Below are 23,233 nucleotides of genomic sequence, written 5' to 3'. Positions count from 1 at the left end.
GCTTTAAATAGAATGAAAAGGAGTTTAAGTTATGACTATAAAAGGAAAAAAAGTGGGAGTGGCCTTTACTGGCTCCTTCTGTACCTATCAAAAAGTATTTAGTGAACTGGAAAATCTTTCCCGAGAGGGGGCTGTGATCCAGACTATTTTCTCGGACGCTGCCCAGACCATTGACAGCCGTTTCGGGGAGGCAAAAGACTTTGTGGAAAAGGCCCGCGTCCTCTCCAAAACAAATCCCATGCTGACCATCAGCCAGGCAGAACCCATTGGGCCCAAAAGTCTTCTGGATATCCTGGTCATCCTTCCCTGCACGGGAAATACCATTGCCAAACTTGCCAACGGCATCACTGACACACCGGTCTTGATGGCTGCCAAGGCTCACCTGCGCAATGATAAGCCCCTGCTTCTCTCCATCTCCACCAATGATGCACTGGGCATGAATATGAAAAACATCGGCCTGCTCCTCAATGCCAAAAATGTCTATTTTGTTCCCTTTGGTCAGGATGATCCGGAAAAGAAACCCAATTCCATGATCGCCCACACAGACCTTCTGATCCCCTCCCTGGAGGCCGCCCTTGAAGGCAGGCAGTACCAGCCTGTGATTCAGTCAAAGATTCCACCGCAAACTGGCAGGGAATAAAATGGCTGCACGGTACAACTCAGACTGAAAGGAGTATCTATATGTGTGGAATTGCAGGCTTTTGTAACCCTCAGCGTAATTACGCTGAGGAAACGTCCAAGTGGACCCGGGTTCTGGACCGGATGAATGAAGCTCAAAAACGCAGAGGACCGGACGATGAAGGCACTTACCTAAATGGCGGCTGTGGTCTGGCCCACGTGCGCCTGTCCATCATCGATCTTGTCACAGGCCACCAGCCAATGATAAAGGCCACGCCGTCCGGCGAATGCGCAATTGCCTACAACGGTGAAATCTACAATATGAAACCCCTGAAAAAGGAGCTGGAAGAGGAGGGAGCCACATTCACCACCGCCAGCGACACAGAGGTGATTTTAAACGGATACCTTCTTCACGGCGCAGACTATGTGAAAAAGCTAAACGGCATTTTCTCTGTCTCAATCTGGGATGAGCGAAAGCAAACGCTGTGGCTCTTTCGGGACCGCCTGGGCGTAAAGCCCCTCTTCTACACCCGCCTGGGGGATACACTGATCTTCTCCTCTGAAATCAAGGGACTCTTTGCCTATCCGGGGGTCACTGCCGTACTGGATCAGGAGGGACTGTGTGAAGTCTTTGCACTGGGCCCTGCAAAAACCTACGGAAAGGGCGTGTTCAAGGACATCTGGGAAGTCCTTCCGGGCCAATGCGTCTGCCTGGGGCGCCATGGATTAACCAGCCATTTTTATTGGCAGCTTGAGAGCCGCCCTCACGAGGACTCTTACGGGGAGACCGTGGAAAAAACCGCCTGGCTTGTGGAGGATGCGGTAAAGCTGCAGATGCTCTCCGACATCCCCATAAGCACCTTCCTGTCCGGAGGTGTGGACAGCAGCCTGGTGACCGCAATCTGCGGAAAGGAGCTGGCTGCCCGGGGCAAGGTGCTCAACACCTTCTCCTTTGACTTCACAGACAACCAAAAGTACTTTACCTCCAACTCTTTCCAGCCCAGCCAGGACCGTCCCTGGGTGGAAAAGATGGTATCTTATACAAAGACCAACCACCGCTTCCTGGAATGCGGCAACCAGGAGCAGCTGGACTGTCTGTTCAAGGCCGTGGATGCCAGGGATCTGCCCAATATGGCGGACGTGGAATCCTCCATGCTGTACTTCTGCTCCCAGGTAGTTGAACACAACAAGGTTACGCTCACTGGGGAATGTGCGGATGAGATCTTTGGAGGCTATCCCTGGTTTCACAAAAAAGAAGCCTTTGAGGGAAACGCGTTCCCCTGGTCCATGAGCATGGAGCCGCGGCAGACGCTTCTCTCGGATGAGGTGATCCGGGAGCTCCCCATGGAAGCCTACGCCCGGGCTGCCTATGAGAGGACCATTCGGGAAACCCCTGTGCTTCCCGGGGAAGCGCCGGAGGAAAAAAGGCGCCGTGAGATTGCTTACCTGAATCTGCGCTGGTTCATGGTGACCCTGCTGGACCGGATGGACCGCACCAGCATGTACAATGGCCTGGAAGCACGCGTTCCCCTGGCTGACCACCGGATTGTGGAGTATGTATTTAATGTTCCCTGGAGCATGAAGTGTCCTGGTGGAATCGTAAAGGGCCTTCTCCGCCATTCCGGTGCGGGCAAAATGCCGGAGGAGGTACTGTGGCGCAAAAAGAGCCCTTATCCCAAGACTTATGATCCAAACTACGAAAAGCTTCTGGGTTCCCGGTTAAAAGAGGTGCTTTCTGATCCCAATGCCCCGATCCGCACACTGCTGGACCGCCAAAAGGTAAAGCGCTTTTTAGACAGTCCCTCAGACTATGGAAGGCCCTGGTACGGTCAGCTCATGGCCGGGCCTCAAATGCTGGCATACATGCTGCAGGTAAATTACTGGCTGGAAAAATATAAGATACGTATTATTTAAGAAAAATAAAAGAGCTGGCGCCTTCCACGACACTAGTGTAATTTCATTGACAAATCAGCAACCGTTGCATATAATCTTTATAGATGAACGCGTTCACAAAATATGCGAAAGGAGGAATTCTGTGAGAAGAAAAGACGATACCCTGCGCGATACATTGTTGAACTCAGCCCGCTATATTGCAGATACGGAAGGCATATATGCGGTCAATATCCGTTCTATTGCTAAAAAAGCTGGCGTAGCGACCGGAACAGTGTATAATTACTTCTTGAACAAAGATGAGATTCTACTTGCCCTAACGGAAGAATACTGGAAACAAACACTGCAAGAACTAAAAGCACTAGGTTCTGCTGATTCCTTCTGCCGACAGCTGCAAGTGATATTTGCATTTCTGAAAGAGCGAATAAACCAATCAGCCGGAAAACTCATGAACAGTCTTGGAAATGTAGAAATGACAGGACAGGCACGTATGGAAACCATGCAGTCAGAATTGGAAGCAGCTCTCATTCAACGAATGGAGCAAGACGTCAATGTTCGAAAAGATATTTGGAATGATGTATTTACAAAAGAGCAATTTGCGCGCTTTCTAATGTTGAATATAATAATGCTATTAAAAGTGGACGCACCCAACATCGATTTTTTAATAATTATCATTAAACGTACAATTTATTAAATGAAAAGGAGAAATGATTATGCCACAGGCAATCGCTGAAACTGTTTTTGATGTATTATATCTGAGCTTTGCACTTATTGCAGGACTTACGATGTTAGTAAGGGGACGTAATCCTTTGGTAAAAAAAGCAGGTTTAATGGCTGCTCTTCTTGGGGCAGGGGATTCCTTCCATCTTGTCCCCCGTTCCTATGCCCTTTGGACAACAGGACTGGAAGCGAACGCGTCTGCGTTAGGTTTTGGAAAATTCGTTACTTCTATTACCATGACCATCTTTTACTTAATTCTGTACTATATCTGGCGCGACCATTATCAGATTAAAGGCCGTAAAAGCCTTACCTGGACAATCTGGCTGCTGTCCATACTGCGCATTGCTCTCTGCTTACTTCCGCAAAATCAATGGTTTCATTACCATCAGCCTCTTTTCTTTGGTGTGCTTCGCAATATTCCTTTCGCCATTATGGGAATTATTATCATCATCATTTTTGCACAGGAAGCCAAAAAAACAGACGACCGTGTATTTCGATACATACCTTTGGCAGTTTTCCTCTCTTTCGGATTTTATCTGCCCGTCGTCCTGTTCAGTGGTATTGCACCGATGGTCGGTATGCTTATGATCCCTAAAACACTGGCCTATGTATGGATTGTTTTGATGGCATGGCGGCTTTACAGACAATCACAAAGTTAAAAAAAGTTATAGAGGTCTGGAGTATCCGCTCCAAACCTCTCTGCAACATAAATTTAATCATATAAATTATCCGCGATCTCCGGGTTTTCAATATTCTCTGCATTATACCACTGACTTCCGGTATCCACATCTTCTACACTCTCTCCGTTTGCCGCCTTAACCGCAATTTGTACCGTCTGATAGCCGATTTCAACGGGTGCCTGGGTAACTGCTCCTGCTAATTTGCCCTCTTTAATGGCATTTTTGATCATTGTTCCGGAGTCAAATGCCACACCGACCACATCATTTCCCAGTCTTTCGAGGTTTTCATCACCGGTTATCATTCCTTCACCGGTTTTATCATTGGATGCAAAGATGCAGATTGTGTCATCTTTATTTAATAAGGTCTGTGCGTCCGTTGTCATCAGGGATGCCTCTACCTTTGACGGAACCGCTACATCCAGGATGACCTGTGCGGAATCGCCTTTTTCTGTCTTTGCATCCGTTACAAACCGGTCATTTCCAGTTATGCTTACGGTCTTTCCGTCCGCCTCAATCAAGGCTGTGATCTTATCGATAAAGCCAAGTCCTCTATTGATGATTGACTCTGAGGTGGCATCCTGATTCATCACGCCGATTCTCACACTTCCCGATGCCTCTTTGATCTTATCTGCAATGAGCGGATAGGTGTTTTCCGCTGCAACTTCACCTGCTTTATAGTTATCGGTTGCCGCATTGGCCACAACTGAGCCTGCGGGGGCGTTCGGCGCTCCGGAGTCAAATCCGATGATCGGAATTCCGGCATCCTGGGCTGCTTTGATCGAATCATTTAGGGCCGATACATCAAGGGCTGCCAAACCAATTGCACTGGGACTCATCTGCACGGCATTGTTCATCATCTGAACCTGCTGGGCGATATCTGACTCTGAGTCCGGCCCCTGAAACTCAAGCTTTACGCCAAGCTCATCGGCTGCACTCTGAGCACCTTGGAGCACTGCCTGCCAATATTGGGACTGAAATCCCTTGGCAATCAGGTAGACCGTTTTATCTTCGTTTGATGCTGCATTATCTTTCTTCTCAGGCGCATCGGCCAGTGTCTGACTGCCGGAAACCGTTTCACTGTTTTCCGAAGCCGCAGGACTGCTGGCGGGTGTTCCGGAGCATCCGGTAATCATAGCCGCACTCATTGCCACGGTTAATAAGGTACATACAATCTTTTTCTTCATTTTCAATTCCTCCTGTTTTAAATTTGTGGGTATGTGAAATATTTCTCCAACTACTACGTTTTTAGTTCTTTTTCCTGCTCCTGTATACATCGGCAAAAACGGCAATAATTAAAACAATACCCGTTGCGATCTGTTGAAAGTGAGTTTGCAGGCCCACAAAGGGCAATCCCGTCTTCAATATGGAAATGATGAAGACACCTATCATGGTTCCGGCAATCGTTCCGACGCCGCCTGTCATCGAAGTTCCGCCGATCACCACACCGGCAATTGCATCCATTTCAAAACCGCCCCCGCCGCCCGGCAGCAAGGTGGAATAGATCGTGGCATAGGCCAGACCCGCAATGCCCGCAAACGTTCCGCTGATGATATAAGCAATAATCAGATATTTATCAACATTCACTCCTGAAAGTCTGGTTGCCTCTTTATTACTGCCAAGCGCCAGTATATATCTTCCCGTCCGGGTTTTATTCAATACGATTGCCATGATAACCGCTGCTGCTATCAGCAGAATAAAACCGGTTGGAATCAGTAGTCCGCTTTCTGTTTTCCATTTAAAGAGAATCCGGTACCAGCCCTCCGCATCGGTACCCGCTTTCCAGGTGACTGACTGGGCACCGGTTATGGTTGAGCCAATTCCTTTTGAAAGCATCATGGTTCCCAGTGTGGCTATAAATGGGGGGAGCCCCATTTTGGCTACCAATATTCCGTTTGCAATTCCAAAGATTGTACCGATCATCACGCAAATGATCATCGCCAGCCAGATAGGAATGCCCTTTTGTACACTCAGGAAACCGGAAACCAGCCCTGCCATGGTAAGTACCGTTCCGATGGACAGATCAATCCCTCCGGTGGCAATGACGAAACAGATACCGATAGCCATAAATCCAATATAATAAGAGGCGTCAAAAATATTAACCAACGTATTATAGGTAGCAAATCTTGGATTCATCAGGCCAAAAACCAGATACAAAACGATTAGCGCCAGCAGTGCTACCAGCCTTTGGGTACCAACTGCTTTTACTAACGCACTATTTTTTATTTTATCCATTGCTATTTCCTCCAGTTCTAACTCCTCATCGTTGCGGCCGACATGATACATTCCTGGTTGGCCTCTTCGATCGGTATATCTCCGGTAATCCTGCCCTCGCACATAACGATAATCCGGTCACTCATTCGGAGTATCTCTGACATCTCCGAAGAAATCATAATAATTGATTTCCCCTGTTCCACCAACTGATTCATCAGATGATAGATTTCACTCTTGGCTCCCACATCTATCCCCCTGGTGGGCTCATCAAAAATCAGGATGTCGCAGTCCCGCACCAGCCATTTCGCAATTACTACCTTTTGTTGATTCCCTCCGGACAAATTCAAGACCGGTTGGTCTACACCAGGAGTTTTCGTATTCAGCAGCTTGACATATCTTTCAGCCTCCCGGGTTTCCTTGGCCTTATCGATAAAAAGCCGCTTAACAAACTTTTTCAAAACTGCCATACTGGTATTCTCAGCAACCGATTTCTGAACCACGATTCCATACCGCTTTCGGTCTTCAGAAAGATAACCAATTCCATTTTCCACTGCATCTACCGTACTTTTTATCTCTATCTTTCTGCCGTTCACATAAATCTCACCGCTGTCCTTTTTATCTGCTCCAAAGATGGCCCTTGCCATTTCCGTCCGTCCAGCTCCCATGAGGCCTGAAAATCCGAGTATCTCGCCTTTGTGCAACTCAAAGCTGACATTTTTAACCATCCTTCCTGCATTGAGCGAATCCACCCTTAACACCACGGGTGCATCTGAAGAAATGCTGCTGAACTGCTTTGGGTCCTCATAGATCGCTCTTCCGACCATCATCTTAATAATATCGTCTTTGGTACACGCTTCTGTATCCAGCGTCCCCACATATGTACCATCCCGCATGACAGTTACCCGGTCTGTTATGATCTTGATCTCATCCATACGGTGGGAAATATAAACAATCCCCAGATTCTTTGACCGCAGGTCCTCAATGATCTTGAACAGCTCCTTGATCTCCGACTCCGTCAATGCTGCTGTCGGTTCATCGAATACGATCAGCTTGACTTCTCTTGAGATCGCTTTTGCAATTTCACACATCTGCTGCCTACCCACCGTTAAATTACCCATTATTTCAGTGGGATCAATTTCAATATTCAGCCGTTTAAAGATTTTTCCTGCCTCTCTATTCATGTAAGCGTCATCAATAAAACAGCCTTTCCTGACCTCACGGCCAATAAAAATATTCTGTGCAACTGTGAGATGGCTCATCATATTCAATTCCTGATGTACGATTGCAATGCCTGCTTCCTGTGCTTCTTTTGGAGTCGTGAATTCGACTGTTCTGCCATCAAATACAATCGTTCCGGAATCCTTACTATAAATGCCCGTAAGCACCTTCATTAGGGTAGACTTACCGGCACCATTTTCCCCCATCAATGCATGTACCTCGCCGCGCCTGACTTCGAAATCAACATGATCCAGTGCATGAACCCCGGGGAAGGATTTGTCAATGCCTTCCATTTTAAGCAATCGTTCTTCCACATTTTCACCTTCTTTCCTTGTCACCAACACTGGTTACTGACTGATATCAGTATATCTGCTTTAAAATATGATTTACAGAGAATATTTTATATAAAAAGAAGAGGATTTTACGCATCAGCGAATCCTCTTCAACACTCTATCAGTATGTTATTTAGAACGGAAACAGCAGCTTTTGATTCTCCTTATCATAAATATTTTCTAGCGTAATCACCTCTGTATCGGAATAAATAATAGGTTCCACCTTATGCCCTTTGACCAGTTCCACCGCTTTCTGAACGGAAAGATAGCCCATATTAAAGGGATTCTGTACAATCAGGGTATCGATTATCCCTTCCTCCATATACTGTATCCCTTCTACATCATTGTCAAAACCAACAATCTGGACCCGGTCTTCCAACTGCATTTCCCGCACTGCCCGGCCGACTCCAACCGTTGAATAGAGATTGGTTCCGGCAATCAAGGTAATATCACTCCGCCGTTTTAGTAACTCCTTGGTCAGCTGATAAGCCTGTTCGTAATCCGAGTTGGCGTACAGCACTTCAACAATATTTTTCTCATAGGGCCCAAGTCCTTGCCGCAGCCCCTGCTCCCGCTCCATCGCAGTAGAAGAATCTTTTACATGGGACATAATTACTATTTTGCTGTCTTCCTCAATGAAATCCAAAATTTTTTCGCCCATTTTTATGCCTGCCTCCACATTATTTGTGGCCACATAACAGTCCTCCAGACTCTCGTCCAGGTTAGAGTCCATCATAACCAGCTTTATCCCAGCTTCCTTTACCTTTCTAACCGTATCCGTCATCTCTTCATACAAAATCGGCGAGATGACCACCGCATCTGCATTTAGCTTGATCGCTTCCTCGACATATTTTTCCTGAAGCTCATAGTCCGTTTCAATATCCGGGGCAAGCACGATGAGCTCCGCATCGAATTCTTTTGCGGCACTGTGTCCACCTGATATAATTGACATCCAAAAGTCATTGGTCTCATCCTTTACTTTGGGTAAGAAAACGATTTTCGGCACCTTCTCCGGCTGCCACTTATCCCGAATAAGAAACATTGCAGCCAAGATAAGAAGAACAGCGGATACAGCCTTCACAACCCTGCTTTTCTTAATTCTTTTCATCGGAACCCCCTCCTTCGGAAAACTCCATCTTCTGATACGGGATCGTGACCGTAATCGTGGTTCCAATATTTACTCTGCTTTCGACCTTAATCCCACATTCCTCTCCGTAATGTAGCTTTAATCTGGATTGAATATTTCCCAGTCCAACACCCGTATGCCGTCCCTTCTTTTCCTTGTTGTCCGATATAGAAAATATTTTTTCCAGCTTACTTTCTTCAATGCCAATACCATTATCGGTAACACGAATGATTACTTTCTCTGCGTCCCGATAACCGGTTATCTTAATATTTCCCTGCTGTGTTTTATATTTCAAGCCATGGTACAGGGCGTTTTCCACCAATGGCTGCAATACCAATTTTACAATCCGGCAATCGTAGATTTCTTCATCCACTTCAATATCAAATGTTATCTTATCCCGGTAACGCATCTGCTGAATCAAAAGGTAATTTCTGGTATACTCCAGTTCCCTCCATATTGTTACAAATACATCCGAATTTCCAATGGCCTGACGGAAAAAACGAGCCAAAACAGAGGTCATTTTAATCGCTTCTTCTGAATCATCGGTTTCAATCATCCAAATGATCGAATCCAGAGTATTATATAAAAAATGGGGATTGATTTGGGCCTGCAGTGCTTTCATCTCACTTTTGCGCTTTTCTGCCTGTTCTTTCATATTGCGCTGCATTAATTCATCAATATGGTCCATCATCCGGTTAAAATAACGGTTTAAACTGGCGATTTCATTATCTCCGCCAACCTCAATGTGGAGGCCCTGAAAGTTCCCATTCTCTACTTCCTGCATCGCGGTCTGCAGGCGCTTGATTGGCTTGGCAATATTATTTGAAATGACGAATGCAATTACGATAGTAAATACGATAAGCAAAGATGCCGTCGCAAAATACATCAGCCTGACCGCCTGATTATTTTTCACCAATTCGGAGGTGTAAACCACACCCACCAATGTCCATTTTGTTTTTGGGGATAAAAATGGCGTGTATATCTTCTCTTCCCCACTCTCATCCTGAAAGCGGATACTGGACCGGCCATTCAGAACTTCTTTCAACAACTCATGTTTCACTCCGCTTAGAATCAATTGCTGCTGCGGATGATAAACAATCTCACCCTGTTTATCAACAATATAGACATAACCTTTATTCCCTAATCGAACCGATTCACACAGGTCTTTAATCAAATCGTAATTCATATCTATAATCAGGATACCTTCGACTTCATTGGTATGTGGATTCGTGATCCCTCTGCTTAATGTGACCACCCAACGGTACTCCCCCTGCACCATATTCTGAACATGCGAAGAGGATATCGTAATGTCTGAACCTGCCTCTTTTGCCTCCTGATACCACTCTTTGCGGTCCAGATATGCACCGGGATTCAATTTCCCTTCCCCATCATTGATCAGATATTTTCCGTTATATCCTATAATTGCAATATTAAAAATATCTTTTCTCGCCTTCAGCAGCGTCTGAAACTGTTCAATGAGATTTGCGGTAACCTCCCTGTCGCTTTGGCCAAACAGGTATTCCTTCATATCCCGGTTGTTGATAACGACCTGGGAAATACTTTCCATATATTCAACATAGTTCTGAATGTTTAGATTTACCTGTTCCACCAGCATCCTGCTGTTTTCTTCGGAATTTTCCGTCATATTGTCTTTAGTATATCGGATCGAAAAAAACATAAAAATCATCAATGTCAGCAAAATCAAGGAGGAAAAATATGCAATCAATCTTGTCCTTATACTTTTAAACCTTGGTCCTCTTTTCATCATTTTTCAACTCTTTCACGTATACACGAGGACTCTTCCCAACGGTCTTTTTGAAGATAGACCCAAAATAATTGGCATCATTGTAACCGCATACTTCGGCTATCTCGTAGAATTTCATGGAAGTGTTCGCCAATAGTTCCATTGCCTTTTCAATTCGCTTTTTGGTTAAAGCCTCAATAAACGTCATTCCGGTGTAATTTTTAAAGGCTGTACTAAAATAACTGACACTGATCGCAAGTTTTTCACACATCAGCTGAAGTGATAGCTCATAATCACCGTAATGTGTATCCATATACTCCAGCGCAATCTCCACCTGCTGATCCCCGTAGCTGCTCCGTTTTTTATTCATCAAATCTGCTGCTGCCAAAAAGTAGTCCAATACGGCCTTTTCCATATCTGATATATACTCACAGCTATATAATCTGGATATGACTTCCTGGTGCCTTTGAAAGAACTCTTTGTCTTCGATATTTAATCTTTCAAAACAGTTCATCAACGTCATCATTAAATTCTGGTATATAATTACCACCTTGGTCTTGGCAATCCATCTTTCGCCGTATTCTTCACGGATACTGCAAATATCCTTTCGGATATCATCGGTAAGGTTACTCTGAACTGCAAACACCAGGCGCTTTTCCAGATCCTCTTTTTTGAGATCCCACTGGAGACTGAGCCGCTGCTTATTATAGATTTCCCATTCATATATGCAGCCCTGGCGTTCCAGGAACGTAAATTCACTTAACTCTCTGGCTTTTTCATAGGAACTATTCATCAGAAAAAGCTCGGGGACTGCAGGACCAACCAGACAAGAGAATACAATCCCTGTTTTCTTATGCAGTGAATTTAATAAAGCCTGGCATTGAAATCTAATCACCCCTCTTGTCTTCTCAATCATCTCCTGACTGACTATGGCGATAACCGTTCCGTCATTTCCCTCAAAGGCAAGCATTTCTCCTTCAAAATCCCGTTGGATCACGCTTATGGCATTCCCTAATTCATTTCGCTTAGATGAATCTTTTGGAATCAAAATAACTGTAGAATAAAAGGAACCTTTCAGTTCAATGCCAAACTCCGCTAACTTTCGGGGAATTTCTACACGGGATATTTGGCCACGGATAAGTTGATTTAAAAATTGATTTTTGAGTGCTGGAAAACTATTTTCGTATGACGAATATACCTGGAGATTTTTACGTTCGCTCTCCAGCAATTGGTATATCTGCTTTAAATTTCCGATCAGCTCAGCGGCTGTAATCGGCTTTAATATGTAAGAGAACACATGATACTCCAGTGCCTTTTTTGCGTAATCAAATTCATCATAGCCGGTGATAATGACCACTTTTGTACTCGGCATATTCTCCTCTACATATCTGGCAACCTCCAATCCATCCACGTATGGCATGCAAATATCCGTTAATACCACGTCAACCTCATTTTTCTGCATCCACTCAATTGCATCTTTTCCATTTTCACAACAGGCCGATAGCTCAAACCCCAGATCATTCCAGGGAATCCGCTTTGAAATTTTTTCTCTGATCAGTATTTCATCATCCACTAACAATACTTTATACATTGTCTCACCCTTCATCCATATGTACGCTGCTGTCTATGCAATGCCATAAACTCTTTGGGGCCCCGGTTATAAGGCTTCCCATATAACCGTGGCCCTGATGATTGCCTCGCATTATCTTGTAATGATAACTGTTTTTGCCTGTCCTCTATTTTTGAGAACTTTGTTCTTGTAGTTCCGTTGCTTTGCAGACGGCACTGATATTTTTGCTTTCTTATGGATACCTCTTAACGCATTCGCTCCAACTGACTTCAGCTTTTTACTCTTAATCGTGATTTTTTTCAGCGCACTGTCCTTATAAAATGCTTTGCTTCCAATCTTTTCAACATTTTTACCAACCGTTACCTTCTTGAGTGCCTTGCACCCGGCAAACGCATTGCTCTGAATCATTTTGACATTATTTCCGATCACGGCTGTCTTCATTTTCTTATGATTCTTAAACGCGTTTTTACCGATATCCGCTACCTTATAAGTATTATTCTGATATTTTACTGTATCCGGTATCTTTACGCTGGTGCGCTTATTTTTCAGTGATTTCACTGCCTGTACGCTGCCCGCTTTCCCCCCGGATGCCGCTTTCGTTACTTTATACCGGATGTCACCGGCTGCGAACGTAAATCCAGCCTTCGGAGAGGGGTCGGGCCGTTCAGGTATCTTTTCCCACCGTGCATACAAGGTCAAATCTGACTGTACCTTCACCCCCGCTGTGGCCTGCTGCCCTCCTGCGGGGGAGGTATACCAGCCCAGGAAATGATAGCCTGTTCTGGCCGGTGACTGCAGACTTCCCAGTGGCGTACCAGCGGCGTATTTTAATTGTCCTGACACCTTGTTATCATAATTCAAATCCAAGGTGACAGCGTATTCCCTGACCAGTCCGCTGATTGCCGCCTGCAGCGCCGCCGCTGCATCCCTGATCTGTTTTGCAGCTGCATTTTCATCCAGCTCTACCTGCTTTGCAGCCTCTAAGGCTTGGGCAAATGTGTTCCAGGAGTCTTTAGTATAAAGGGTAGAAGCGTATTCATCTGCTTCTTCCAGCAGCTTCCTGATCTCTGACTTGTCAACCTGAATCAAGAGTTTAGGGGCATTGCTTTCACCGGCCTCCCGACTGCCGATCCTGATTCTGTTGCCCGTCGCACTTATGTTTAACGCAAAGCTCATTACTGTCTCTCCGGGATTCTTTTTGATAAACTGTCTGACCAAATCGGTGACATCCAGTTTGACCTCTTTTCCCAAATCCGCAAAACGAAATGCCTCTGAAGAAGCCATGGTATTCTCCATATCGTCTGTATCGTAATACAACGCCGGCTGATTTTGCCAGGTTAAGGTTCCCGGATCTGCCCAATTCCCGTTTACACTCTCCCGGCCGATTCCCTCTGTCCAGTCAGAACCCGCCAGAACCGCCTGCACTTGTCCCTTCTCCGCATTGCCAGCTGGCTGGCTGATATATACCAGGGATAAATAGGCCTTTTCCACATCTGTCTCGGCTGTTAATTGGTATTCAGAGATATCGTATTTCAGGTAGCCTATTTTGTTATCGTAGTTATTGACTGGTCTGCTTCCTTCTCCCAGGTAACCATTTCCATAGCTAAGATGATTCGGATCTTTCTGCAATTGGATATAATGTTCGGCTCCATAATTCTTTCCGATTTCATCCTCCCAGGACTGTGAATTGGTATCTTCCACAGGCTGGATTCCGCCCCGGTTTTCCAAGGGGTTCGGCTGCTGGCTGAATGCTGTGAGCTTCTCAGAAGAAAACGGAACTACAATCACCTTGCTTCCATGCTGGTCATTGGCAAAGTCTGATTCTTTCTGGACATCGATCACTGCAAAGGTCATGGCTTTGATCTTTCCATCTTCCACGTAAATGTTTGGGCGTTCGATCTTTGTCCAGTTATTCTCGGTTCCATCCGTATATCTCAGGAACTCTGCATCCGGTGTGTAAGCCGTTCCCGGATGACGCTTCCAATTTGTAATCCCATCCTTTGAGGTCAGATAATACGCCATCCGTGCATCCCACTTATTCACTACAATGTGGTATAAGCCATCTGAGTACCAGATCACCGGATCTTCAATATTTTCGGTGGACATTCCGGGTACCTGCCACCAAAGTCCGTTAACCTTTACATCCCAGGTACCGGCGAGAGAATCCGCTATGGCAATATCGCCGTTTCGGTTTGTGGCCTCGTACCTGCCGTCCGGCCTGACCATGATGCTGATATTGGACAGGGAAAATCCCGTCCCCCCTGACGCTTTTAACTTGCCGCCGTTATTGTTAGATACCAATTCCCACGGTCCGGCAACGCTCTTTGCAATATGAATCGTGCCATTAGCCGTCTCTCCATGCATACCGGTATCGCTGATTGAAATGGCATACCGATACCCATTATCGTACAGTGGATCATCTTCGCTGAGTGCAAACGGAAAGACATTATGTCCGGCACCTTCGCACCAATCCGGCCAAATGGGACCTTTATCCTCATATGGTCCATACAGATTGTCACTGACCGCATAAACGGCCTGTGACCCCTGCCATCCGGGAATCCCATCTTGCCCCCAATGCCCGCCAGCCTGATTCCATCGGCTGGCAAACATATAATACTTCCCGGTCTCATCGTCCTTCACAATGCCGCCATCCCAGTAAGAGTAGGCCGCCATTTTTCTGTCCTCCAGCCCATTGCCCTGATCGCGCGCCCCTACCTCCGGGGCGCCCCAGCAATCAGTTGACAGACTTTCTACAATCGGCATTGGTTCAAAGCAGTCCATAAACTGTGTCACACCAGCGGTTTCACTGGTAACAGACAGCTCCTCTGCCTGAACGTTCCGTGCCGGAAGGGCGACGGATAACAACATCGCTCCTGCAGTAATAAACGTAATTGCCCGTTTCACATTATTTCTCATCGTACCTCTCCTTGCGATCATGCTTTAAGTGGGTAAAAATCACCTCACATAACTCTACTTAACGATTTTAACTGAACTTTTCTGCCCTTTTTTGTTTAAGATCCTGCGATATTTTTTCAGGTTTTTGGCTGGCACCTTAATCTTAGCCTTGCTGTGGATTTTATAGAATGCCTTTGATCCTACCTTTTTCAGTTTTTTACTCCGAATGGTTATAGATTTCAGCTTCTTATCACCTGAAAATGCCGATTTCCCGATATTGGTAATTCCTGTCCCTAGGGTTACTTTTTTCAGTGAGGTACAGCCTGAAAATGCTTTTGTCGGTATTTTGGCTATTCCATTTCCAATTGATATGGCGGTCACTTTTTTATTGTTTTTGAAGACATTCGATGCCATGCTGGTGACCTTAAAGCGGTACTCTCCATGCTTTACTACAGACGGCACACTGATTGTCTTAGATTTCTTGCTGGCAATCGCGATCACCTGGGCGGTTCCATCCGCTTTCGAAGTGGGCATTTTCGTTATTTTATATTTAAGACTGCCTATGGTAAAGGTATCTCCCCGTTTTACCTTATCTTTTGGAGGTTCTTTTGAAGGATCCTTTGAAGGTTGATCCGGCGCCGCTTTCTTGACGGTCACAGTGCACTCTGCTTTTTTTGTTTTATCAGAAGCAAGCATTGCCGTAATAACTGCCGTTCCCTCTGACACTGCTGTTACTTCACCATTGTTCACCGTTGCCACAGCCCCATTGGAGGTACTCCATAATACATTCTTGTCAGCCGCAGCATCCGGCAAAACAATCGCTGTCAGAGTCTCTTTCGCTCCGGGCTGCAGTGCAAGCGTCTTCTTATTCAAAGATATGCTCCTGACCGGCTCCTCTGTCCCCTCATCCTTCACTGTAATCGGAATCGTAACGCTTCCGCCATACTCCGTGCTTAACTTGATTTCTGTATCGCCCTTCTTAAGCTTGCTTCCCGGGGCAATACTTGACGTAATGGAATATTCTTTAAAATCATCCGCTGTCAAAGTGTCATGGAGACTGTCAGCAAAATCCACCGACAATTCCAGCCCTGATAAATCAAGCTCCTGTCCCACATTGTAGGTAAGCTTGGACGGTCTTGTCTTTACTTCTATTTTCCTGATTTCAGGGGCATGGAGATTATACTCATAGACTGCCTCATGATCACACCAGATGGTTCCGTCACTCTTCTCGGCAAGTTTGTTCAAATATAATGCCGTTTTATTTCCCTTGCCGCTTGGCAAATTGTAATTTTCAGCAAAATACACCAGGATTGCCTCTCCGTCCTGATTCACCACATCGCCGTGCTGGCCGCCTATATCCATCTGGGAATCCATCGGCCAGGTTTTCCCGTCGTCCGATGAGAACAGCGTCAGCCTCTGGTTATAGTCGAGAATCATCCGGTATTTTCCTTTCCAGAAGAATACATTTGGGGCTTCCTTGCCACCTGAAATATTGATATTCTTAGAGGGCCCCCAATGATACAAATCATCGGAAAATGACACATATGTTTGTGATCCTTCAGCCTTGAACCACATTCCATAGGTTCCATCCTCAAGCCGGAAGATACACGGATCAATGATACCTCCCGATGGCTGTCCGGGAACGGATGACTGATGATCCCAGTTAATCAAATCTTTGCTGGTATAATGTTCAATGTTCGAGGCTCCTCCCCAATTGGAGTGGATTCCTTCTACATACGACACGTACATGTGATAGATTCCATCATTGTAAATAACCTCGGGTGCCCAGTAAGTATCTCTGGAGCCATAGGTTTTGCCAAGCGCAAGTCCCTGGGCAACACCCACGTACTCCCAGGTGTTTCCGCCGTCTGCAGATTTTGCAATCCCGATATCCGATCCATATACCCAGCTGGTTCCAGGTTCATAATCAACGGAAGCTCTTCTCTGGGTATAGAATAACCACCATTCCTTTGTCTGCCGGTTGTATACGAGTGTGGGATCTGCTGCTCCGTCATATACCGGATCCTCGTACTTCATATTCTCCGCCAGAACCTTCACCTTGTTATTCCCTGTATATTCCTGTGAATAGCCTGAAGGCACAGACACTTCATAGTCGCGTTTGATGGATGTCTTCCCAATGGTGATGTCTGCAGTGAGTACTACCTTTTTCTCGCCCTCCTTTGGACGCTTGACTCTTATCCAGATTCTATCCTTAGGATCTACTTCCTCATCCATCACAGCTTTCTCATCGTCACAGGTCCACTTGATGGTGGAACCATACAGCCCCACTACAGGAACTCTGATACCGACGCCGAGATAGTATGTTTCCGGAGTGATATCATCAGCTGCCTGAGACAGCTTTTCTTCAACCGGGATATCCGTGTCATCATGAACGAGGCCATAAACCTGATCATCCGATAACGCGTAGTCATAAATTTTTACATCATCCAGATATCCATAGAAAACATCACCGTCCCAGAAAGTGCCACCCGCATAGAAATCGATCTTTGATGCCGGAGTATCTACACCATCTTTTCCCGAAGTGATTTTCTCACCGTCTACATAAAGCGTAGCATTATTGTTTTCATCTACCGTATAGGTATAATTAGCCCATCGTTCTGCCACACTGGCTCCATGTTGTAGCCAGATCTTTGAAGAACCTTTGCCATTACTCCACAAAAACGGACGTCCATCTATAAACCTGGTGCTGATCCAGTTCTCATTGCTGCGCGTTCCTCCATCACGGTTTCCAAACAAAACGGAATTACAGGCGCCAAGATTCGGTGTGGAAAGCTTGACCCACATGGATGCCGTATGAGTGTTACCCTCAATGGAACCAAGTTTTAGACCAAAGGAGCCGTCAAATTTAAGAGCGCGGCCGATTTTCCCCTCGGAATACTCCAGCTTGGGTGTTGATCCCAAAGGATCAAGTTTTCCATCTTTTACGCTTACAAAGTTTTTCTCCCAGTTGTCATCTTCAAAGTCGTAATGGAGCATCGGCTCGGGAGGCGGAGTCATTTCTGCTTCCATAACGGTAAAGGATATTTCCGTGGCAAGACCGTTGTCCTCAACCTTCAGCGTATATTCGCCCGGTTCTTTTAACTCTAAATTTTTAATTCTATATAGTTTTTTCCCATTTAAGGTGACTACGCCTCTGGGGATTTTCACACTTACACTTCTTTTATAGACGCTGCCGTTGTCTGCACCGATAATGAGGGGGGCTTTTTCATGGACATCCATGTCATAGGTAAAATAATCGATGTCGATATAGCCGCTCTCCCCATCGTTGTTGAAATTAAAGAAACCAACGGAATCCCCCCGGTATGATCTCCATTCCAAGCCATAGGAATTTGCCCCAATATACTTTGCATCATCAAAGCTGTAGTAGAATTTGCTCATCATGTTGATGTCCCATTCAGACTTAAGATACACTACATTTACGTCTTTGGGCACCTCCGCTATCTGGTTGACACCTCCGCCTGAATAAGAGCATATATATTTTACATCATCCTTCATCATAATACCCAGGGCGCCGTATCCGTCTGATGCGCAATGCTGCAGCCCGGCATTTTGTCCGTTGGCCATACCGGATATGTCTATCTTGGTCTTCACGATGTTTGCATCCGTAGCGTAGCTTCGCTGAACAAGTGAATTTCCTGCCCGGTCTAAACGGTTGGGTGTAATCGGTTTATATGCATACAGCCTTAAATGGCCCGGTTTTTCCGTAAGGGACCACATATCACTCTTGGGCTGGTAGCTCCACATCCATTGAACTCCCAGTTCACTGTTATTAAAATCATCCGATGTCTGCGGACGTTTCACCTGGCTTTCCGAAAGAGGCTTGGGGATATTTTCCCACTGCTCCCGATGTTCCTTCGCTGCCGGGAATCCATCCTCTCCCCATTCCACCGGAACAAGGCAGATACAGCGTCCTAATCCAGGCTGTCCACTCCCCTGATGGCTCAAAAAGTACCACTTCTTCTCGCCTTGATAATTCTCTGAGGTATCAATGATATTCCCCTGACACCACTCATTGTACCCATTCTCCACAACACCGCGCTGACTATGCTCATATTTTCCGGGATTCGCAAACGTACCCGGGGTACCATCCTCTTTATCACCGTAGATACTCTTTGACCGCATAAAGAATAGCTCTCTGGGTCCATTTACTACCGCGTTATGCAGAAAATAGTAATAACCATCCTTTTTAAATATTTTATATGCCTCCGGGTTCCCCTCTCCCCGTCCAACCAATAAACCATCATTCGATGAATGAATCTTCACGCCGTTATCCAGGACTCTTGTTCCATCAGCGGACAGCTTAAAGAGATAGTTGCCATATCCGCCGCCAAAGTTATTTGCAATCAGATAGCCCTGACCGTCATCATCCCAAAGTACACCGCAGTCATTCCACCCGAAACCGAATGAATCGCCGTTTGCACGTGTTACAGGCTGAACATCGGACCACTCGTTGTTAAAGATACCATCCTTTGTGGCCGTTACCACATACAAGCCCTCATCAGGATCACCAAAGTGAATATAGAATTTCTCATCATGCGGATTGAATGTAATACACGGAGCCCAGACAATCCTCCCATACCTTTCCATTTTGTCATAATTGTATTTATCGCTTATAAGGGTAAGATCCTTAATAGCACCGCCCAAGGTCTCCCAATTTACCATGTCCACTGAGTGTAAAACAGTAATACCCGGTACAAATTGAAAGGTCGAAGTGATTAAAAAGTAATCGTCACCAACGCGAATCACATCGGGATCAGAATAATCCCCCGGCAAGATCGGATTGTTGTAAGTTCCATCGCCGTTGTCGCCCCAGGCTCCTTTGTTGTATGAGCCTGCCATTACCTTTGATGCACTCATTGGCATCAAGATCATTGTCAGCAAAACCAAAATCAGCAGAGTCATTCTCATACTCTTTTTCTTAAAATTTCTCATATGCAATATCCTTTCCTTTAAATACTTATACAGGATTTCGTGATAATCTCTGTATCCCTCTTTCCCCCAGCTATCGTTTCCAAATCTACCCGTTACTCAATAAGGCCACAGCTTCGCACTGGTGGTGCGGACTTCAAATACTCCGCCCGCCGTATAGCCCGCCTCGTTTGCCCGATAGGTAACGGTTACTTTAGTCTTTCCGTCCGTCAATCTGCTGGGTATATCCAGATAATGGTATTCCCAGGGATCGTTTGGTCTGTTCCTATCAAGTGTATATGTCCCGATCACCTCCCCTTCCACTAGAATATCAAATGTTCGAATGCCGGCGTTACCGTACTCATTGCCATAAAAAACACTCAGCAAATAGTTCACAGAGGTGGGCTTAACCTTCAAATCATAGCAAAAGGAACCTGGACCTGCTGCGTCTCTCCAGCCTTTCTCCTGCCACATACCACTGGATGTCGTGCCGTTCACCTGAAGATTGTGTGCTGCCTCGGAGTTGGAATCATTGGGCTGAACCATATCGTATGTTGCACTGTCCAACTGATCTTGAAAGATCTCTTCCGGACCCCGTGATTCTTCATACTGTTTCTGTGTGTATAAATTCCAGTAAACCATGTATTTTTCAGAAACAAACTCAAAGAACGGCTTGAGCGAAATGGATTTTGAACCCGGCTGCAAAATATCTCTGATCTCAAATCTAAGTTTGCTTTCATCCGTCTTGGTTAAAATCTCTTTCGGATCTCTTGATTCGGTAATAATATATGGAACTTTATTCCCCTCAAACTCACCTGCAAGAAGAATCGGTCCATACTTAAAAGCAACAATCTTGCCTTCCTGATCTTCCCTGGATTCATATAAGCTGTAGTCCATGGGCAATGTCAGCTTAACCGTATCTCCGGTACACCAGGCTTTTGTAATGGTAACATAGCCATCCTCACCTGGCTGGCTATTCACTTTTTCTCCGTTTACCACGATCTGCGCTCCCTTTGTCCAGGCTGGAATCCTGATTTTAAGCGGCAGATTTTTGCCGGATGCCTGTTCAAATTTCAAAGTCGATTCATCTGAGTACGGGAAATCAGTGGTCTGCCTTAATACGATTCCCTTCTCCTTCATCTGCAGCTCGGAATCTATAAATAGATTGACCGCAATGCCATTGTCTGCATGTGAATAGATCATCCGGTAAAACCTTCCAGGGTTCTCCATACCCGTACCCTCGCAGCAGGTCATATCCTTAAAATGCTCAAAGTATTTTTTATGTCCGCCCATAGTCAGGTCAATATTATAAGTTTTGTCCCCAACAGGATTTTGCGAGCCTAAAATATGATTATAAAGGGCATTCTCATAAAATTCGATGTACTCTGTTTTGGGGTCTACTGAATATAAATATTCGGTCAGTTTTAGCATGTTGTAGACATTGCACGTTTCAGTAGATTCAACGGAGCGCGGCTCTGTCCCCTGCTCTGTGAAAAACTCTTTATCACAGTGCCCGCCAGTTGCATACGAACGGTCATAAACTACAAACTTCCAGAAATTTTCCGCTACGTTTTTATAATATTCGTCTCCGGTAAGCTGATATATTTTGGCCGCCCCAATCATTTTAGGTACCTGAGTGTTCGCATGAAGGCCAGAGAGATTGTCTTCTCCACGTGAAAGCGGGTCCATGACTTTTTTGTGGCTGAATCTCTTTGCCAATATTAAATAATCCTCTTTTCCGGTAATCTCATACAGCTGGGCAAAGGACTCATTCATGCCGCCATACTCGCCATCCAACATGTAATCCATACGTGCGGGAGACAATTTATCCGTACCTCTTTTGGCATACTTGGCCATGTTCTCCGCAATTTCCAGTGCCCTCTCTTCTCCCATATAAAGATAGGCATCAATCAGTCCACCATAGATCTTATGGATCGAATACCACGGAGCCCACATTCCATCCAGGTAAGCACCGTTGTATCCTCCGGCCCAGAAGGTTTCCGGGTTATTAAATACATTATCCATTTTGCTCTTTGCCACACCGCCCACATATCCGTCGTCATACTGGGCTTCCCCGATCAGATAGATTAGCCGCAATGCCCGATCTCTGAAATCTTCATCCCCAGTCTGCATATACATAGAAACACAGGCGGAAAGATAATGCCCTACGGAATGTCCGGGCAATCCGCCACTTTCCCAACCACCATACGGTTCTGCCGGTGATCTCTCCGGAAAATTATTGATATACAGGGAGGCTGCCAATCTGTCCGGCTCATAATACTTTAGATACTTCGCACCCGTTTCCAACTGCTCTTTAAAATAAGAATCTCCCTTCAGTCCCACATCAAACCCATCAAATATGGCCGCCTTTGTGAGCGTTTCCACCGTATCTCCGAACATATCCTGTTTCAGTACCACTGAGGTAAGCGGACGCAACGTATTTGCATCCCAGACAAATGCCTTGGCGGATTTAAATTTTGTCACTTCTTCCTGTGACAAGGATATCTTGAGGGCAGCTTGCTTCGCCGCATTGGGCGGTAATGCAAGCGTCTGATTATGAATCCTCAAAAGTTTTCCTTGGCTGTCATATAGGCTCAGTACCATGAAAACATTTCTGTCAGTGGTCCTTTTATTGCACAATTGAAAATCTGCTTTTATCCCGTACACCTCAAGAAAATTTCGGTTTAAAGATACAACTGCCTCCAGCTCCCTTGTCATAGAACAGTTTCCACCTTCCAGCCGGCTTTCACTATCACCAAAACCCGTTCCGGAAGCCAGAACCTGAGGCATTACAGACATATTCAGGCTCAGAGCAACGATTACTATGACCATTGCCCTATACAATTTATGCTTTATTTGATACATATTTTGAGCATCCCTCCCTTACGATTTCTTTTATTAATTCGTTTGATAGCTATATAGTACAAGTAAATTCGGAGTAATTGAATGGGTAAAATACGCCGCCTTAATGTCAGTTTTTAACCTTTCAAACGTGCTTTGGTAAAATTCCTCCTGTCTTTCAGTTTACCAGTTTAAAAATTGAATTGATACCCGTTTTTATCCGGTAAATGTATGAGATTTTTGCACTACTGAATCATTTTCTTACGGTCATCCCAGTAAATATTATTCGCTTTAACCCGTATCGCGAAAATGCGGAAGAGTTCCGAGCCGATCCTCCTCCGCATTATACGTTACTGTTCACACGTTCACAGTAACATGCATAAACCCATGCAAAATCGCCTTCGACGATGGGATTTATGCACCCTTGAATCATTTTCTCACGGTCTGAGCAGTAGATGC

General features: G+C 45.4%; 13 protein-coding genes. 4 read left to right on the top strand and 9 right to left on the bottom strand.

The features are described 5' to 3' along the window. Positions 1-31: 31 nt before the first annotated feature. The 4 genes from AC0THY_RS06895 (at position 32) to AC0THY_RS06880 (ending at position 3,887) form a co-directional block, all read left to right on the top strand. Positions 32-640 carry a dipicolinate synthase subunit B gene (locus AC0THY_RS06895; RefSeq protein ID WP_489993701.1) on the top strand — a complete coding sequence of 203 codons (609 nt, stop codon included), beginning with the start codon at positions 32-34 and terminating at the stop codon, positions 638-640. Between the two features lie 41 nt (positions 641-681). Continuing rightward, positions 682-2,532, top strand: a complete 1,851-nt coding sequence (gene asnB / locus AC0THY_RS06890; RefSeq protein ID WP_489993700.1) for an asparagine synthase (glutamine-hydrolyzing) — start codon at positions 682-684, stop codon at positions 2,530-2,532. 121 nt (positions 2,533-2,653) lie between these two features. Further along, positions 2,654-3,202, top strand: coding sequence for a TetR/AcrR family transcriptional regulator (locus AC0THY_RS06885; RefSeq protein ID WP_489993699.1), 549 nt, complete (start codon positions 2,654-2,656; stop codon positions 3,200-3,202). 19 nt (positions 3,203-3,221) lie between these two features. Next, on the top strand, positions 3,222-3,887 hold the full coding sequence (locus AC0THY_RS06880; protein ID WP_489993698.1) for a hypothetical protein: 666 nt from the start codon (positions 3,222-3,224) through the stop codon (positions 3,885-3,887). 53 nt (positions 3,888-3,940) lie between these two features. Here the strand turns inward: AC0THY_RS06880 and AC0THY_RS06875 are convergent, their stop codons facing one another. The 9 genes from AC0THY_RS06875 to AC0THY_RS06835 form a co-directional block, all read right to left on the bottom strand. Beyond that, entirely contained in the window at positions 3,941-5,092 is a 1,152-nt protein-coding gene (locus AC0THY_RS06875) for a substrate-binding domain-containing protein (protein ID WP_489993697.1), read from the bottom strand. Positions 5,093-5,153: 61 nt separating this feature from the next. Next, positions 5,154-6,140, bottom strand: a complete 987-nt coding sequence (locus tag AC0THY_RS06870) for an ABC transporter permease (protein ID WP_489993696.1) — start codon at positions 6,138-6,140, stop codon at positions 5,154-5,156. A gap of 17 nt (positions 6,141-6,157) precedes the next feature. After that, complete coding sequence (locus AC0THY_RS06865; RefSeq protein ID WP_489994152.1) at positions 6,158-7,630, bottom strand: sugar ABC transporter ATP-binding protein; 1,473 nt, start codon at positions 7,628-7,630, stop codon at positions 6,158-6,160. Positions 7,631-7,802: 172 nt separating this feature from the next. Further along, complete coding sequence (locus tag AC0THY_RS06860; RefSeq protein ID WP_489993695.1) at positions 7,803-8,777, bottom strand: substrate-binding domain-containing protein; 975 nt, start codon at positions 8,775-8,777, stop codon at positions 7,803-7,805. Next, on the bottom strand, positions 8,764-10,563 hold the full coding sequence (locus AC0THY_RS06855) for a cache domain-containing sensor histidine kinase (protein WP_489993694.1): 1,800 nt from the start codon (positions 10,561-10,563) through the stop codon (positions 8,764-8,766). Before AC0THY_RS06855 ends, AC0THY_RS06860 begins: the two co-directional genes overlap by 14 nt. Continuing rightward, complete coding sequence (locus AC0THY_RS06850; protein ID WP_489993693.1) at positions 10,538-12,130, bottom strand: response regulator transcription factor; 1,593 nt, start codon at positions 12,128-12,130, stop codon at positions 10,538-10,540. Before AC0THY_RS06850 ends, AC0THY_RS06855 begins: the two co-directional genes overlap by 26 nt. 111 nt (positions 12,131-12,241) lie before the next feature. After that, positions 12,242-15,025 (bottom strand): leucine-rich repeat protein, encoded by a 2,784-nt coding sequence (locus AC0THY_RS06845; protein ID WP_489993692.1) that lies wholly within the window; start codon positions 15,023-15,025, stop codon positions 12,242-12,244. 54 nt (positions 15,026-15,079) lie between these two features. Next, positions 15,080-19,957 carry a family 43 glycosylhydrolase gene (locus tag AC0THY_RS06840; protein WP_489993691.1) on the bottom strand — a complete coding sequence of 1,626 codons (4,878 nt, stop codon included), beginning with the start codon at positions 19,955-19,957 and terminating at the stop codon, positions 15,080-15,082. 96 nt (positions 19,958-20,053) lie between these two features. Next, on the bottom strand, positions 20,054-22,798 hold the full coding sequence (locus AC0THY_RS06835) for a beta-L-arabinofuranosidase domain-containing protein (protein ID WP_489993690.1): 2,745 nt from the start codon (positions 22,796-22,798) through the stop codon (positions 20,054-20,056). Positions 22,799-23,233: the final 435 nt, after the last annotated feature.

The organism is Ruminococcus sp. 8Y-12 (assembly GCF_058119865.1).
The sequence above is the reverse complement of the archived record's forward strand: the minus strand, read 5'-3'. Positions and strand labels throughout refer to the sequence as shown.

Excerpts from the sequence above, each read along its gene's own strand:
- AC0THY_RS06895 (WP_489993701.1), top strand. The coding sequence starts at position 32 with ATGACTATAAAAGGAAAAAAAGTGGGAGTGGCCTTTACTGGCTCCTTC.
- asnB (WP_489993700.1), top strand. The coding sequence starts at position 682 with ATGTGTGGAATTGCAGGCTTTTGTAACCCTCAGCGTAATTACGCTGAG.
- AC0THY_RS06880 (WP_489993698.1), top strand. The coding sequence starts at position 3,222 with ATGCCACAGGCAATCGCTGAAACTGTTTTTGATGTATTATATCTGAGC.
- AC0THY_RS06875 (WP_489993697.1), bottom strand. The coding sequence starts at position 5,092 with ATGAAGAAAAAGATTGTATGTACCTTATTAACCGTGGCAATGAGTGCG.
- AC0THY_RS06870 (WP_489993696.1), bottom strand. The coding sequence starts at position 6,140 with ATGGATAAAATAAAAAATAGTGCGTTAGTAAAAGCAGTTGGTACCCAA.
- AC0THY_RS06865 (WP_489994152.1), bottom strand. The coding sequence starts at position 7,630 with ATGGAAGGCATTGACAAATCCTTCCCCGGGGTTCATGCACTGGATCAT.
- AC0THY_RS06860 (WP_489993695.1), bottom strand. The coding sequence starts at position 8,777 with ATGAAAAGAATTAAGAAAAGCAGGGTTGTGAAGGCTGTATCCGCTGTT.
- AC0THY_RS06855 (WP_489993694.1), bottom strand. The coding sequence starts at position 10,563 with ATGATGAAAAGAGGACCAAGGTTTAAAAGTATAAGGACAAGATTGATT.
- AC0THY_RS06850 (WP_489993693.1), bottom strand. The coding sequence starts at position 12,130 with ATGTATAAAGTATTGTTAGTGGATGATGAAATACTGATCAGAGAAAAA.
- AC0THY_RS06845 (WP_489993692.1), bottom strand. The coding sequence starts at position 15,025 with ATGAGAAATAATGTGAAACGGGCAATTACGTTTATTACTGCAGGAGCG.
- AC0THY_RS06840 (WP_489993691.1), bottom strand. The coding sequence starts at position 19,957 with ATGAGAAATTTTAAGAAAAAGAGTATGAGAATGACTCTGCTGATTTTG.
- AC0THY_RS06835 (WP_489993690.1), bottom strand. The coding sequence starts at position 22,798 with ATGTATCAAATAAAGCATAAATTGTATAGGGCAATGGTCATAGTAATC.